General features: G+C 73.8%; 18 protein-coding genes. 9 read left to right on the top strand and 9 right to left on the bottom strand.

Features of this window, described 5'->3' with window-relative positions:
• Window positions 1-355: DUF3140 domain-containing protein (locus tag FHL79_RS23220; RefSeq protein WP_138760929.1), on the bottom strand; the 355-nt coding region annotated here is incomplete at its 3' end.
• A 146-nt stretch (window positions 356-501) separates the two neighbouring features.
• Here FHL79_RS23220 and FHL79_RS23215 point away from each other — a divergent pair.
• Both FHL79_RS23215 and FHL79_RS25305 read left to right on the top strand, forming a co-directional pair.
• Entirely contained in the window at window positions 502-1,425 is a 924-nt protein-coding gene (locus tag FHL79_RS23215; protein ID WP_138760928.1) for a ribokinase, read from the top strand.
• A gap of 36 nt (window positions 1,426-1,461) precedes the next feature.
• Complete coding sequence (locus tag FHL79_RS25305) at window positions 1,462-1,623, top strand: hypothetical protein (protein WP_171058313.1); 162 nt, start codon at window positions 1,462-1,464, stop codon at window positions 1,621-1,623.
• 152 nt (window positions 1,624-1,775) lie between these two features.
• On the opposite strand, the gene FHL79_RS23210 is transcribed toward FHL79_RS25305, so the two are convergent.
• From FHL79_RS23210 to FHL79_RS23200, 3 genes are read right to left on the bottom strand one after another with little or no spacing between them, the layout of a single operon-like run.
• Complete coding sequence (locus FHL79_RS23210) at window positions 1,776-2,660, bottom strand: metal ABC transporter permease (RefSeq protein ID WP_138760927.1); 885 nt, start codon at window positions 2,658-2,660, stop codon at window positions 1,776-1,778.
• The gene (locus FHL79_RS23205; protein WP_138760926.1) at window positions 2,660-3,490 is read right to left on the bottom strand and encodes a metal ABC transporter ATP-binding protein; all 831 of its coding nucleotides are present in this window, start codon (window positions 3,488-3,490) and stop codon (window positions 2,660-2,662) included. The genes FHL79_RS23210 and FHL79_RS23205 overlap by 1 nt, the downstream gene beginning before the upstream one ends.
• Window positions 3,491-3,503: 13 nt before the next feature.
• Window positions 3,504-4,409 (bottom strand): metal ABC transporter solute-binding protein, Zn/Mn family, encoded by a 906-nt coding sequence (locus FHL79_RS23200; protein ID WP_138760925.1) that lies wholly within the window; start codon window positions 4,407-4,409, stop codon window positions 3,504-3,506.
• A 193-nt stretch (window positions 4,410-4,602) separates the two neighbouring features.
• On the opposite strand from FHL79_RS23200, the gene FHL79_RS26275 reads away from it, so the two are divergent.
• The 6 genes from FHL79_RS26275 (at window position 4,603) to FHL79_RS23180 (ending at window position 7,665) form a co-directional block, all read left to right on the top strand.
• Window positions 4,603-4,731, top strand: coding sequence for a hypothetical protein (locus FHL79_RS26275; RefSeq protein ID WP_281283894.1), 129 nt, complete (start codon window positions 4,603-4,605; stop codon window positions 4,729-4,731).
• Window positions 4,732-4,893: 162 nt separating this feature from the next.
• A complete protein-coding gene (locus FHL79_RS23195) occupies window positions 4,894-5,529 on the top strand; it encodes a TetR/AcrR family transcriptional regulator (RefSeq protein WP_246081155.1) in 636 nt (211 codons plus the stop codon).
• A gap of 37 nt (window positions 5,530-5,566) precedes the next feature.
• The gene (locus FHL79_RS23190) at window positions 5,567-5,989 is read left to right on the top strand and encodes a hypothetical protein (RefSeq protein ID WP_138760923.1); all 423 of its coding nucleotides are present in this window, start codon (window positions 5,567-5,569) and stop codon (window positions 5,987-5,989) included.
• A 38-nt stretch (window positions 5,990-6,027) separates the two neighbouring features.
• The gene (locus FHL79_RS25300; RefSeq protein ID WP_171058312.1) at window positions 6,028-6,171 is read left to right on the top strand and encodes a hypothetical protein; all 144 of its coding nucleotides are present in this window, start codon (window positions 6,028-6,030) and stop codon (window positions 6,169-6,171) included.
• Between the two features lie 88 nt (window positions 6,172-6,259).
• Window positions 6,260-6,445 (top strand): hypothetical protein, encoded by a 186-nt coding sequence (locus tag FHL79_RS23185; protein WP_138760922.1) that lies wholly within the window; start codon window positions 6,260-6,262, stop codon window positions 6,443-6,445.
• A 59-nt stretch (window positions 6,446-6,504) separates the two neighbouring features.
• Window positions 6,505-7,665: an MFS transporter gene (locus FHL79_RS23180; protein WP_138760921.1), complete on the top strand. Its 1,161-nt coding sequence runs from the start codon at window positions 6,505-6,507 to the stop codon at window positions 7,663-7,665.
• Between the two features lie 69 nt (window positions 7,666-7,734).
• Here the strand turns inward: FHL79_RS23180 and FHL79_RS23175 are convergent, their stop codons facing one another.
• Genes FHL79_RS23175 through FHL79_RS23155 form a run of 5 tightly spaced genes read right to left on the bottom strand, consistent with a single transcriptional unit; the run spans window position 7,735 to window position 12,757 of the window.
• Window positions 7,735-8,979 (bottom strand): ABC transporter substrate-binding protein, encoded by a 1,245-nt coding sequence (locus FHL79_RS23175; RefSeq protein WP_138760920.1) that lies wholly within the window; start codon window positions 8,977-8,979, stop codon window positions 7,735-7,737.
• Entirely contained in the window at window positions 8,976-10,217 is a 1,242-nt protein-coding gene (locus FHL79_RS23170; RefSeq protein WP_138760919.1) for a branched-chain amino acid ABC transporter permease, read from the bottom strand. The genes FHL79_RS23175 and FHL79_RS23170 overlap by 4 nt, the downstream gene beginning before the upstream one ends.
• A complete protein-coding gene (locus tag FHL79_RS23165; RefSeq protein ID WP_138760918.1) occupies window positions 10,210-11,100 on the bottom strand; it encodes a branched-chain amino acid ABC transporter permease in 891 nt (296 codons plus the stop codon). Before FHL79_RS23165 ends, FHL79_RS23170 begins: the two co-directional genes overlap by 8 nt.
• Window positions 11,097-11,969: an ABC transporter ATP-binding protein gene (locus FHL79_RS23160; protein WP_138760917.1), complete on the bottom strand. Its 873-nt coding sequence runs from the start codon at window positions 11,967-11,969 to the stop codon at window positions 11,097-11,099. Before FHL79_RS23160 ends, FHL79_RS23165 begins: the two co-directional genes overlap by 4 nt.
• Window positions 11,966-12,757: an ABC transporter ATP-binding protein gene (locus FHL79_RS23155; protein ID WP_138760916.1), complete on the bottom strand. Its 792-nt coding sequence runs from the start codon at window positions 12,755-12,757 to the stop codon at window positions 11,966-11,968. The genes FHL79_RS23160 and FHL79_RS23155 overlap by 4 nt, the downstream gene beginning before the upstream one ends.
• 472 nt (window positions 12,758-13,229) lie before the next feature.
• Between FHL79_RS23155 and FHL79_RS23150 the strand changes: the two genes are divergently transcribed.
• Window positions 13,230-13,985: a 3-hydroxybutyrate dehydrogenase gene (locus tag FHL79_RS23150; RefSeq protein WP_138760915.1), complete on the top strand. Its 756-nt coding sequence runs from the start codon at window positions 13,230-13,232 to the stop codon at window positions 13,983-13,985.
• The last annotated feature ends 62 nt before the right edge of the window (window positions 13,986-14,047 follow it).

The raw sequence follows: 14,047 nt of genomic DNA, 5'->3' as shown, positions 1-14,047 counted from the left end.
CGCCCGACCCGCCCCGTGCCTTGAGCGGGTCGTGGCCCCAGTTCATCAACGAGTACCGCCACTTCGACGTCTCGACGTCCTCGTGGTGCGGTTCCTGCGCGAGATGTCGCTGGACGTAGCCGTGCACCTTCCGCATGTGCGCCAGGTCGTCATCGGTGAGGTCGGCCTTCTTGGTGTGCAGCAGCTCGACGATGCGCCGGCCGGACTCGTGCCCGGTCGACTCCTCCGAGCCGCCGCTCTTCTGGCCGACGGCCTGGGACTCCTCGGTGCCCAGCCACTCCTCCAGCTCACCGGCGGTCATGTTGACCGCCTCGCCGAACTCGCGGCGGGTCGTGTCGGCGTCCGTGTCGGCCATGGGGTCCTCCCGGGGGTCAGCGGTCCCCCGGTGCGGTACCGCAGCTCCGCGGCCGGGAAACGGACGCACGTCGAGTGGTCGGCCCGCTCGGGCCGCTGAGCGGGTCTCCTAGGCTCGGCGTCCGTGACCACCTCCGGGAGCCCCTCGTGTCCGTGACCGTCGTCGGGAGCCTCAACGAGGACGTCGTGGTGACCGTCGACCGGCTGCCCGGCCGGGGTGAGACGGTCATCGGCTCGTCGACCGCCGTGCTGCCCGGTGGCAAGGGCGCCAACCAGGCCGCCGCCGCGGGCCGGCTCGGCGCCGGCGTGCACATGGTCGGCCGGGTGGGCGACGACCCGGCCGCCGGCCGCCAGCTGGCCGCGCTCGCCGAGGCGCGGGTCGACGTCGGCCGGGTGCAGCGCACCGCCGGCGTGCCGACCGGGACGGCGACGATCCCCGTGGAGGCCACCGGTGGGGAGAACCTGATCGTGGTCGTCCCGGGCGCCAACGCCGAGCTGACCTCGGCCGACGTCGACGTGGAGTCGGTGCACCGCGCCGGGGTGCTCCTGCTGCAGCTGGAGACGCCGCTGGCCACGGTCCGGGCCGCCGCGGCGGCGACCCGGGGCACCGTCGTCCTCAACCCGGCGCCCGCGCAGCCGCTGCCGGCCGAGCTGCTCGCGCAGGTCGACGTCCTGGTGCCCAACGAGCACGAGCTGCGCCGGCTGGCCGGGGCGGCGGACGGTGACGCGTCGCCGTCCGCGCTGGTGGAGCTGGCCCGCGGGCTGGCCGCGCGGTCGGTGGTGGTGACGCTGGGCGAGCGGGGCGCGCTCGTCGTCCCGGCCGAGGGAGCGGTGCTCCTCCAGGCGCCGCCGCCGGTCGAGCCGGTGGACACCACCGGGGCCGGCGACTGCTTCTGCGGCGCGCTCAGCAGCGCCCTGGACCGTGGCGAGCCGCTGGCCGACGCCGTCCGCTACGCGGTGACCGCCGCGGCCCTGTCGACCACCGGCGCCGGTGCGCGCGGCGCCCTCCCGGACGACGACGCGGTGCAGGCGCTGCTCCGCCGCACCCCGGCGCCCACCTCGGTCGACTGAGGATTGGGCCCGGCCGGGCGCGGGCACCGGACCGGCATGACCGAGAGCACCCCGCACACCGATGAGCCCGCCGAGGGCGCCGTGACGCCCGGCGAGGAGGGCACCGGCCGCACGCCACACACCGAGGAGCCGGCCGAGGGCGCGGAGGAGAAGGCCGCCGAGGGCGTCGACCCGGCGAACCGGATCACCGGCGCCTGACCGTCAGTCCTCCGCAGGCCGCACCGGGTCACCGGTCGGTCCGGCGGGCGGCGCCGGGGTCGGTGCCGCCGGCTGCTCGGGGCGGGGGCGCCGCGGCGGCGCCGTCGGCGGGCGCACGGAGGTCCTCCCGGGTCCGACCGGCACGACGGGCCCTACCGCACCGGTGCCGGTGCCGGGGTGAGCTGCGCGTCCTGGACGCGGGTCCCCCAGCCCGAGCGCCGGCGCCGGGCGGAGACCACCCGGCAGACCAGGTAGATGGCGAAGCTGATCGTGGTCACGAACGGGCTGATCGGGATGGAGCCGCCCAGCGCCAGCAGGATGCCGCCGACCGCCGAGACGACCGCGAACAGCGTGCTGAGCAACGGCGCGAGCACCGGTGACGCCGTCACCCGGAAGGCCGCGGCCGCGGGGGTGACCAGCAGCGAGAGCACCAGCAGTGCCCCCACCACCTGCACCGCCAGCGACACCGCGAGCCCGAGCAGCAGGGTGAACACGACCGACAGCACGCCGGCCGGCAGCCCGCGGGCGGCGGCCACCTCGGGGTCGACGCTGACGAACATCAACGGCCGCCAGATCACCGCCAGGCCGGCCAGCACCACGATCGACACCCCGACCAGCCAGCCCAGCCGCACCGTGTCGACCGCCACGATCTGGCCGGTGAGCAGGCCGAACTTGTTCGCCGCCCGGCCCTCGTAGAGGGACAGGAAGAGCACGCCCAGGCCGAGGCCGAAGGGCATCAGCACGCCGATGACCGAGTTCCGGTCCCGGGCGCGGACGCCGAGGCCGCCGATCAGGGCGGCGGCCAGCACCGAGCCCAGCACGGAGCCCAGCGCGACGCTCCCGCCGAGCAGCAGCGCCGCGGCGGCGCCGGCGAAGGAGAGCTCGCTGATGCCGTGGACGGCGAACTGCATGTCGCGGACCTGGACGAACACCCCGACCAGGCCGCCCACCACGCCGAGCAGGGCTGCCGCGACGAGCGAGTTGTGCACCAGCCCCAGCAGCGCGCCGTAGTCGGAGAAGTCGAAGAGCCGGTCCATCAGGCGGCACCTCCGGCGGGCTGCGCCTCCGGGGTGAGCTCGTGGTGGGTGCAGCCACCGGGCTCGTCCGGCGTCCCGACCACGACCACCCGGCCGCGGACGTTCAGCACGTCCACCGGGGTCCGGTACAGCTCGCTGAGCGTCTCGGAGGTGAGCACCTCGGCAGGCGCGCCGATCCGGTGGCCACCGGCGGCGATGTAGAGCACCCGGTCGACCAGGTCGAGGACCGGGTTGATCTCGTGGGTGACGAACACGACGGCGGTCGCGTGCTCGTGGCGGCGCCGGTCGATCATGTCCGCGACCGCCCGCTGGTGCCGCAGGTCCAGCGAGAGCAGCGGCTCGTCGCAGAGCAGCAGCGACGGGTCGGTGGCCAGCGCCTGGGCGATCCGCACCCGCTGCTGCTCGCCACCGGAGAGCAGGCCGAGCGGGGCGTCGGCGTAGCCGGTCGCGCCGACCGCCTCGAGGGCGTCGGCGACCCGCCGGCGCTGTTCGGCGGTCCGCCGGCGCAGGCCGAAGCGGTGGCCGTCCATGCCCAGCGCGACGAGATCACGGGCGCGCAGCGGGGTCGCGGCGTCCATCGACTTCTGCTGCGGCACGTAGCCGACCCGGTCGCTGCCCCGGCCGGGCCCCTGCCCGCCGATCAGGAGCTCCCCGGCCGACAGCGGCTGCTGCCCGAGCACCGCCTTGAGCAGGGTGGACTTGCCGGCACCGTTGGGGCCCAGCACCGCCAGGAACTCCCCCGGCTGCAGCTCCAGGTCCAGCCCGCTCCAGAGCACCCGGTCGCCGAAGCGGATGCCGGCGTCGCGGAGGCTGAGGGCGGAGGTCGTCACTGGACCGAGGATCTCACGCGGACAGGGCGGCGACGACCGCGTCGAGGTTCCCGCCCATCCAGGACAGGTAGTCCTCGCCGTCGGGCAGCGTCTCGGTCACCGGGACGACGGCGGTGCCCGCGGCCCGGGCGGCGTCCAGCACCTGCTCGGTCTCCGGTCCGCTGGTCTGGGAGTTGTAGACCAGCGCCCGCACCTGCCCCGTGCTGAACAGGTCGAGGGTGTCCCGCAGCACGACGGGTGAGACGTCGCCGCCCTCCTCGATCGCCTCGGAGAACTCGGCCGGGGTGCGGTCCTGCGCGCCCAGCGCCTCGAGCAGGTACCCCGGCACCGGCTCGGTGACCGCCACGCCGGCACCGTCGGTGGCGGTGCGGGCCTGCTCCCCCCGGGCCACCAGCCCGGCGATCCCGTCCTGCAGCTCGGTGGCGTTGGCCGTGTAGACGTCGGCGCGGTCCGGGTCGATCTCGCCGAGCGCGTCGGCGATCGCGCCGGTGAGCTGGGACATGGCCGGCAGGTCGTACCAGACGTGCTCGTTGAACCCCTCGGCGCCGGTGTCCATGCCGGCGACCTCGACCGCGGTCAGCAGGGTGGGGTCGGCGTCGGTGGCCGACAGCAGGGTGTCCATGAAGTCGTCGTAGCCGCCGCCGTTCTCGATCACCAGGTCGGCCTCGGAGACGGCGAGCTGGGTGCGGGTGCTGGCCTCGTAGGAGTGCGGGTCGGCCGACGGGTCGTCGATCACCGAGTGCACCTCGACCCGGTCCCCGCCGATCGTGCGGGCCAGGTCGCCGTAGACGTTCGTGGAGGCGACGACCTGCACCCCGTCGTCGGCCGCGGCCTCGTCGGAGCCGCACCCGGCGACGGCGGCGAGCGCGAGCGCGGACGCCAGGAGTGCAGGGGTCGCTCGGCGCGGGAGGGGGCGCATCGGTCCTCCAGGTCTCGTGAGAATGAGAATGATTGTCAATAGCGTAACCGGTCCCCCGGTCGGCTGACGACACACCCTCGCGGGGGAGCACGCGCGGTGACCGGGGCCGTGGTGGCCGGCGCCTCACCCACCCGATGGGGTGGTCCTGGGACGAGCGCGGCCCACCGACGGTCACGGAGGGCACGCTGACGGCATGCAGGAGAGCCGCCGTGAGCACCCGATGGACCACGAGACCGCGCGCACCGAGCACGCCGACGCGCAGGCCGAGCCGGCGCCGGGCATGCGGATGCTGGCGAACCCGCGCCGGACCCGCCGGGCCTGACCGGACCCACCCGTCCCGCGGGCCTCCGACGGGCGTCCCACGCGAGGTCACACGGGCACCAGCAACACCCACCGTCACGGCATTCGCCCTGCGTAACGGCCTGGCGGCGCGGCCCGGCGTGCCGTGGACCGCTCCGTCACGCAGTGCTGCACCATCGGCCTCGTGACTGCCGCAGCCCTCCCCCTGCACACGACCGTGATCGGCTCCGTGCCGGCCCGTCGCTCCCGCGCGGAACGGCAGGAGATCGTCCTGGACACCGCCGAGCGCCTCTTCTCGACACGCAGCTCGCGCAGCGTCGGCATGGACGAGCTGGTCCGCGAGACGGGCCTGGGCAAGATGACCGTCTACCGGCTCTTCAAGAGCAAGGACGACCTGGTCGGCGCCTACCTCGCCCGCAAGGCGGCCACGGTCCTGGGGTTCATCGACGCCGACCTGCACCGTCTGGAGGGCGACCCGCGGGCGGCGCTGCTCTCCGTCGTGGACGCCGTCGAGTCCGACGTCACCCGTACCGGCTTCCGCGGCTGCCCCTTCACCAACGTGAGCAGTGAGTACGACGACCCGCAGCACCCGGCCCGCAGCGCGGCCGCCGACTACAAGTACGAGCTGCACATGCGGCTGCTGACCCTGGCCGGCCGACTGGTTCCCGGCCACGGCGAGGACCTCGCGGCCCAGATCCACCTGATCATCGACGGCATGTACCTCTCCGGCGGGCTCCTCGGGCCCGACGGCCCGGCCGCGCACGGCCGCCGGCTCGCCGAGAAGCTCATCGACACCGCGATCACCGGCGCCCGTCGCTGAACCTGCGGGCGGACGACGTCCGCCCCAGGATGGTGCGGTGACCGACCGTTCCCGTCCCGACCTCGACGACGACACCGTCGCCGCCCTCGGCAAGCTGTCGGAGTCCTTGGAGACCGTCGAGCAGGCCCGCGGCCTGCTGTACGGCTTCCACCAGCTGACCGGCAAGGCCGACCTGCTCCTCCAGGACGCCGTCGCCCGGTTCCGCGACGCCGGGCACACCGAGCTCGCCGACGACCTGGAGCGGGACCTCGTCGGGCGCAACGTCATCGCCGACCGGTGGACCTTCCAGGTCGTCGAGGACTACGACGCCCACTACTGGACGACCTTCCGGGCCTTCGACGAACGCGCCCGCAGCACGCTCTCCGACGGCGACCGGCACGTGCTGGAGGCCCGGATGAAGCAGGGCGAGCGCACCTCCGGCCACCCACGGCACGAGGCCGGACCGGCGCTCGACGACTAGCGCTCGCCGGTTCCCGCCGCACGCCGCAGACTCGGCAGATGAGCTCACCGGAGGACCCGCAGCACGACCAGGACGTCGCCCCCCTGGGCGGTGCCGTCTCCGAGCCCGACGGGGACGACGGCGCCGACGGCATGGCCGGTCCGGTCTACCCGCCGCCGGAGACCGAACCCGACGCGCACTGACGAAGGACCCTCCTGCCCCCACCGCTCGCAGGCTCGCGGCGGGCCCCTGCAGGAGGGCCATTCCATCCCGCCACGAACAGGAGCAGCCATGACCAAGAGCGACAACACCGGCTACCACGAGTCCCCGGACACCGCCGACTCCGACGAGAACCTCATCGACGGGCGGACCGGCGACAACGCCGGCGACGGGGGCGAGCAGGACACCGTGCTGCTCACCGACGACGAGGCCCAGCGCGAGGACTCGGTGGCCCGCCCGGGCAACTCCGTCGGCTGACCGGTCGGGGCTCCCGTCGGGGAGCCCCGACCGTCCCGCGGGGCACTAGGGTCCTGCCGGTGACCTGGCGGCGGGGCGTGTTCGCGCTGTTCGCCGTCGCGGCCGGCACCAACGTCCCCACGCCGCTGCTGCTGGTCTACCAGGAGCGGCTGGACCTCTCCCCGCAGGTCCTCACCGCGCTGTTCGGCAGCTACGCCGCCGGGCTGGTGCCCGCCCTGTTCGTCGCCGGGCCGCTGTCGGACCGGCTGGGACGCCGCCGCGTCGCCGTCCCCGGGATCCTCCTGTCGGCGGTCGCGTCCCTGGCCTTCGCTGCGGCCGGCGAGTCCCTCGAGCTGCTGTTCACCGCCCGGTTCCTGCAGGGGGTGGTCAGCGGGGTCGTCTTCAGCGTGGCCAGCGCCTGGATCGGCGAGCTGTCGCTGGCCTCCGGGGACGGCGCCGGCGGGCGCCGGGCGGCGTTCGCCATGACCGCGGGCTTCTCGCTCGGGCCGCTGGTGAGCGGTCTGCTCGGCCAGTACGCCCCGGCGCCGACCGTCCTGCCCTACCTGGTGCACGCCGTGCTCGCCGCCGCCGGGCTGGCCCTCGCCCTGCGCCTGCCCGAGACCGTCGACCTGCGCCCGGCAGCGCCGTCGTCCGGGCTCCCCCTCACCTCACCGGTGCCGCTGATCCGGCCGGGTGACGGGCTGACCGTGCTCACCGTGCTCGCGCCGGTGGCCGTGTGCGTCTACGCCTTCCCGACCGCCGTCATCTCGGCGGTGCCCCTGCTGGTCGAGCTGCCCGCGGCCGGTGTCGCGGTGACCGGCGTGCTCGCCGGGGTGACCCTCGGCGCGGGCACCCTGGTCGCCGGCCTGCAGCGTCGGCTGGGTGTGTGGACCGCCGTCGTCGGGGTCGTCCTGGGCGTCGCCGGCTTCGCCGCCGCGACGGCCTTCACGGCCACCGCGGCGCTGCCCTGGCTGGTCGCCGCCGCGCCCCTGCTGGGGGCCGGGAGCGGGCTGTGCCTCGCCGCCGGCCTGACGCTCACTGCCCGGCTCGCGGCACCGGCCCGGCTGGGCGCCCTGACCTCGCTGTTCCTGGCCTTCGCCTACGTCGGGTTCGCCGCGCCCTTCGTCATCGCCTCCGCCGCCGAGGCGACCAGCGCGACGGTGCCGTTGACGGTGGCTGCGGTCCTCAGCGCGCTCCTCGCCCTCCGTCTGCTGCCGGCCGTCCGACGCCGGCAGCTGTAGCGCCGCCGGACGCACGACGGCGCCCCGTCCCACGAGGGGACGGGGCGCCGCACGGCGAGGAGTCCTCGATCAGCCGGCGATGGCCGCCGCGAACTCGCCCTCGAAGGCCTCCTGGACGACCTTGGCGCCACCGGGCACGTCGGCCGGCTGGAGCACGAAGCTCTCCAGGCTCGGGGACGCACCCGGCTCGAAGCCGCGGATGGGCACGACGACGTCGCCGGTGTCGACGTCCTGCAGGTCGCTGAAGGCGTCGAGCACGCCCTGCCGGGTCAGGTCACCGTTCTCGCAGGCCGCGTCGAGCACCTGCTTCATGATCTCGCTCATGCCGACGCCCACCAGCACACCCAGGCTGGGCACGGCGTCGGGGTAGGCGGCCTGGTACTGCTCGAGCAGGTCCTGGTGCTGGTCGAAGGCCGACACCGGCGACGCCACGTACAGGTCCTGCTTGATCTTGTTCGCGGCCGGGCCGGCGAGCAGGCCCGGCGCGAAGACCGGGTTGCTGCCCAGGATCGGCACGTCCAGCCCCTGGGCCTCCATCGCCACCGCCGCGGACGCCAGCTGCCCCGGCGCCACGGTCAGCGCGACCATGTTGACCCCGGCCGCCTTGAACTGGGTGATCTGCGAGCTCATGTCCTGGTCGGTGGACTTGATCTGCGCCTCGACCACCTTCAGTCCGCGCTCCTTCGCCACGGCCTGGGTTCCGGCGAGCCCGTTCGCGCCGTACTCGCCCTCGAAGTAGATGTGGCCGACGGTGTCGCCCTCCTTGAGGAGGCCCTGCTGGAACATGTAGTCGTAGCCGTTGGCGATCTCGACCGCGTAGGTCGCGCCGACGACGCCCGTCCCGGGGATCTCGGTCAGGGTCTGCGCCCAGGCCGAGGGGAAGTTCACGATCTGGTCGGCCTCGTACTCCGGGGCCAGCGCGGTGTTGATCGGCGACCCGATCGTCTGCTGCATGGCCAGGATGCCGTCCTTCATGCCGCTGTAGAGCTGCACGCCCTGCTGCGGGACGTAGCCGGTGTCCTGGACGTCCAGCTCGACGTCGTAGGTGTCGCAGACCTGGTTGTCCTCCCAGAACATCTGGTTGGCGTTCGTGATGTCGTTGCCCAGCGCGGCGAAGACACCGGTCAGGTCGGTGAGCACGCCCAGGGTGATCGTGTTCCCCTCGACCCCCACGTCCGTGGTGACCTCGCCGGCGTCGCCGCTCGCCGCGGTGCCACCGCCGGAGTCCTGGGCCTTGTTGCTGCAGCCGGTGGCGGCCGTGACCACCACGGCCGCCAGGACGACGGCGCTGCCGGAACGCTTGCCGAGCTTCATGAGGTGCTCCCTTGTGCGGGTCGGTCGGAGGGGACGGCGGTGGTCTCGGTGCTGGTCGAGGACGTGCTGGTCGCCCGGCCGCCGCCGGGGTCCCGGCCCCGGCGGCGGAACCGTTGGCCGAGCCCGGCCAGGCCGGCGGGCTGGAAGAGGATGACCAGGACGATCGCCGCGCCGTAGAGGAAGCGCGCCGCCTCGCCCGCGGCCAGCCCGCCCTCGCCGACGCTGCTCACGAACGGCACCGAGTCGGCGTAGCGCTGGAAGACCAGGGGCAGCGCGCTGACGAACACCGCGCCGAGCGCCGCGCCCCCGACGGACCCCAGCCCGCCGAGGACGATCATGGCCAGGTACTGGATGGACACCTCGAGACCGAAGGACTCCGGTGCCACGCTGCCGATCGACAGGGCGTACATCACCCCGGACAGGCCGGCGTACATCGAGCTGACCAGGAACACCCGGCCCTTGTAGCGCTGCACGTTGACGCCCATGACCGAGGCGGCGACCTCGCTGTCCCGCAGCGTCTGCAGTGCCCGCCCGGGCCGGCTGCGCAGCAGGTTGCGGGCGAACAGGTAGGCCGCCAGGGCGAGGACCAGCCCCAGGTACCAGAGCCGCTCGGCCTCCCGGAACTCCACGCCGGCGATGAACAGCAGCGGGTCCCGGTTGGCGAAGGTGAAGCCGAAGAGCTCGAAGTCCGGGGCCGCCCGGCCGTTGAAGCCGCCGGTCACCGACGTCCAGGAGTTCAGGACGTGCTGGCCGATGAAGACCAGGCTCAGCGAGGCGACGCCGAGGTAGATGCCCCGCAGCCGGGCCGCGATCGGGCTGAACAGCAGCCCGGCCAGGCCGGCGAGCAGCACCCCCACGACCATGCCGATCAACGGGGGGAGCCCCAGCCCGCTGAGCTGGGCGACCCCGATGCCCCCGGACTCGCCGGAGACGAAGACGTAGCTGATCGCGCCGACCGCGAGGAAGAAGGCGTGCGCCAGCGACAGCTGGCCGGTGGTGCCGACCAGCAGGTTGAGCCCGATCGCCCCGACGATCGCGCCGAACACCGCGAACCCGGTGCGGAGCCAGAACTCCTCGACGTAGAAGGGCACGAGCAGCAGCAACAGCAGCACGGCGGCGAACAGCAGCGGCTTGAGCAGGGACCGGCGCGGCGCGGCTGCCGTGCGGCCGCCCGCCGCCGAGGTGCCGGCCGAGGCGCGGGTGGCTCCGTGCGCCGCCGGGGCGGTCGTCTCAGACACGGGTCAGCTCCTTCGTGCCGAACAGGCCAGAGGGGCGGACGAGCAGGACGGCGATCATCACCACGTACGGGACGACGTCACCGAAGCCGCGGCCCAGGAACAGCAGCTGGTCCTGGTAGCCGGCCGCGAAGGACTCCGCCAGGCCGATCAGCAGGCCGCCCACCAGCGCACCGCCGGTGGAGTCCAGGCCGCCGAGGATCGCGGCCGGGAACGCCCGCAGCGCCACGGTGTACGCCGCCGCGCTGACCCCCGGGGTCGGTGCGCCCACGAGGAAGAGCGCCGCGACCGCGGCGAGGGCACCGGCGACGATCCAGGCGAGCGCGGAGACCCGGCCGAGCCGGATGCCCATCAGCGCCGCCGTCTCGCCGTCCTCGGCCGAGGCGCGCATCGCCACACCCCAGCTGGAGTACTTGAAGGCCGCGAAGAAGGCGATGATCAGCACGCCGGCGACCCCGGTGGCGATCAACCGGTTCTGGCTGATGCCGACGTCGCCGATCCGCACGGACTCGCTGCCCCACGGGTGCGGGACGTTGAGGATGTCCGAGCCGATCCGCCGGATCAGCTCGGTCAGCAGGATGATGTCGATGCCGATGGTGACGATGGCCAGGCTGATCACCGGCGCCCCGCGCAGCCGGTTGATCACCAGCCGCTCGATCAGGAACGCGGCCAGCGCGGTCAGCAGGATGCCGACCACGACGGCGGGGAGGAAGCCGATCGGCTCGGACAGCCGGGCGATCGAGTAGGCGCCGAGCAGCAGCAGCGAGCCCTGGGTGAAGCTGACCACCTCGCTCGCCTTGAAGATGATCACGAAGCCCAGGGCGATGAGCGCGTACATGGCGCCCAGCGAGATGCCGTTGAGCAGCAGCGACAGGAACTGGGTCACGGGCGCGTCCCGGTGGTCTCGGAGGGGGAGCCGTCGGCGCCGGCGGCGTCCGACGGGCTGGAGTCGTCACCGGAGCCGAGGTAGGCGCGGATGACCTCGGGGTCGGCCTGCACCTGCGCCGGCGTGCCGTCGGCGATGCGGCGGCCGAAGTCCAGGACGGTGACCCGGTCGGCGAGGGACATGACCATCCCCATGTCGTGCTCGACCAGGACCACCGAGATGCCCAGCGCCGAGCGGATCTCCCGGATCGCCTGGGCCATCCGGGTCGTCTCCTCGGCGTTCATCCCGGCGACCGGCTCGTCCAGGAGCAGCAGCCGCGGCTCGGTGCACAGCGCCCGGGCCACCTCGACCCGCTTCTGGTCGCCGTAGGAGAGCACCCCGACGGGGGTGTGCAGCTTGTCGCCGAGCTCGAGGAACTCGGCGATCTCGGCGACCCGCTCGCCGTGCCGCTTCCCCTCCCGGGTGGCCTTCGGCAGCCGCAGCCCGGCCGCGAGGAAGCCGGCCTTGGTGAGGTGGTGCCGGCCCAGCATGAGGTTCTCGGCGACCGACTGGCCGGCCGACAACGCGATGTTCTGGAAGGCACGGGCGACGCCGATGCCGGCGATCTCGAACGGGCGCATCCGGTCCAGTCGGTGCTCACCGAAGCGCACCTGGCCCTCGGCGGCCTGGTAGACCCCGGACAGGACGTTGAACATCGTCGACTTGCCGGCGCCGTTGGGGCCGATGATGGCGTGGATGGCGCCGGGGGCCACGGTGAAGGAGACCTCGGACAGCGCCTTGATCGCCCCGAAGCGGACGCTGACCGCGTCCACCTCGACCGCCGGGATGTCGTCCCGGGTCTCCCGACCGGCCTCGGCCGGGGCGCTCACGCCGTCCACCGGGACAACGTCTTGCGGGTCCCCGGGGTGGGCTCGGCCGCCGCCGGTTCGTCGCTGTCGTGCCCGAGGTAGAGCCGCTGGACCTCGTCGGTGCGGGCCAGCTCCGCGGCCGAGCCGGACAGCGAGACCTCGCCGACGTCCAGCACGTAGGCGAGGTCGGCGACCCCGAGCGCCATGGTGGCGTTCTGCTCGACCAGCAGCACCGAGGTGCCCTGCCGGTTGATCTCGGCGATGACCTCGCCGATCTGGCCGATGATCCGCGGCGCCAGCCCCAGCGACGGCTCGTCGAGCAGCAGCAGCTTCGGGCTGGCCATCAGCGCGCGGCCGATCGCCAGCATCTGCTGCTCGCCACCGGAGAGCAGCAGCCCGCGCTGGCCGGCGCGCTCCTTGAGCACCGGGAACATCTCGTAGACCCGGTCGCGGGCCCGGGCCTTGGCGGCCTTGTCGCGGTTGCCCATGCCGCCGGCGCGGAGGTTCTCCTCGACGGTGAGCCGACCGAAGATGCGCCGCCCCTCGGGCACCTGCACCAGGCCCATCCGCACGGCCGCGGCGGCGTCCCGGCTGCCCAGGGCGACGTCGCCGTAGCGGACCGACCCCGAGTCGATCCGGCCGCGGTGCAGCCGCAGCGTGCCGGAGAGGGTGCGCAGCAGGGTGCTCTTGCCGGCACCGTTGCTGCCCAGGACGGCGACGACCTTGCCGTCGGGGATCTCCAGGGACACCCCGCGGAGGGCCTGCACGGCACCGCCGTAGGTCACGTGCAGCGCGTCGACGCTCAGCACGGGCAGCTCCTCTCGGGATCGACCGTCCGCCGGGGGGCACGGACGGTGGGGGCAGCGCTCACCGGCGCCCAGGCGTGCGCAGTCAACGTCATGAGGTGACGCACGTCACGACCTGTACGAGGACTGAGACAGGACCGTGACCGCAGCACCCCGTGGCGCGACCACACCCGCCGACCGGCCCCGGAGGGGTGGAGCGGGTGCCGCTCCGGGCTGCGGAGCTGCGGACATGTGGTCTCCTCATCGAGGCCGACGGCGGACGGGCGTTGCAGACGCTAGGGGTGGGCTGTGCGGGCCACCATGTGCTGATCAGCGGGGATTGTGAGCAGTGCCATGTGCTCCCACGCCATAACGAAGGCCGGGACGTCACCAACTCCTCCCGGTCGAGCGCATGTGAGGCTCGCCCACGCACCCCGGTCCGGGTGTGTGGCACCCGCCCATGGGCGCGCGGTCGCGGGCGTCCTAACCTCCCGCCATGGCCTCCTCCGAGCCCCTGACCGGACGACGCGCGATGGTGACCGGCGGTGCGTCCGGGATCGGGCGGGCCTGCGCGGTCCGGCTGGCCGCGGCGGGCGCGGCGGTCGTCGTCGTCGACCGGGACGCGGGTGCGGCGCAGGCGGTCGCCGACCAGGTGGGCGGCACCGCCGTCGCGGTCGACCTGACCGACCTGGACGCGATCGACCGCCTCGACCTCGACGTCGACGTGCTGGTCAACAACGCCGGACTGCAGCACGTCGCACCGCTGCACGAGTTCCCGGTCGACCGGTTCAGCTCCATCCTGCGGCTGATGGTCGAGGCCCCGTTCCGGCTGGTCCGGGGCGCCTTGCCGGGGATGTACGAGCGCGGCTGGGGCCGGGTGGTCAACGTCAGCTCGGTGCACGGCCTGCGCGCATCGCCGTACAAGGTCGCCTACGTCACCGCCAAGCACGGTCTCGAGGGGCTGTCCAAGGTCATCGCGCTGGAGGGCGCGGAGCACGGTGTGACCTCCAACTGCGTCAACCCCGCGTACGTGCGGACGCCGCTGGTGGAGGGCCAGATCGCCGACCAGGCCCGCGCCCACGGGCTGACCGAGGACGAGGTCGTCGAGCAGGTGATGCTGGCGCCGGCGGCGCTCAAGCGGCTGATCGAACCCGAGGAGGTCGCCGACGCCGTCGCCTGGCTCTGCTCCCCGGCCGCCACCTCGGTGACCGGCAGCTCGCTGGTGATGGACGGCGGGTGGACCGCCCACTGACCGTCCGACCGGCGAGGATGCCGGTCGTGACGACGTCGTCGAAGTCCCCGCCGGCCCCCACC

The sequence above is a fragment of the Modestobacter altitudinis genome (genome assembly GCF_005930475.1).
GTDB lineage: Bacteria > Actinomycetota > Actinomycetes > Mycobacteriales > Geodermatophilaceae > Modestobacter > Modestobacter altitudinis.
This window is presented reverse-complemented; position numbering and strand designations above follow the sequence as displayed.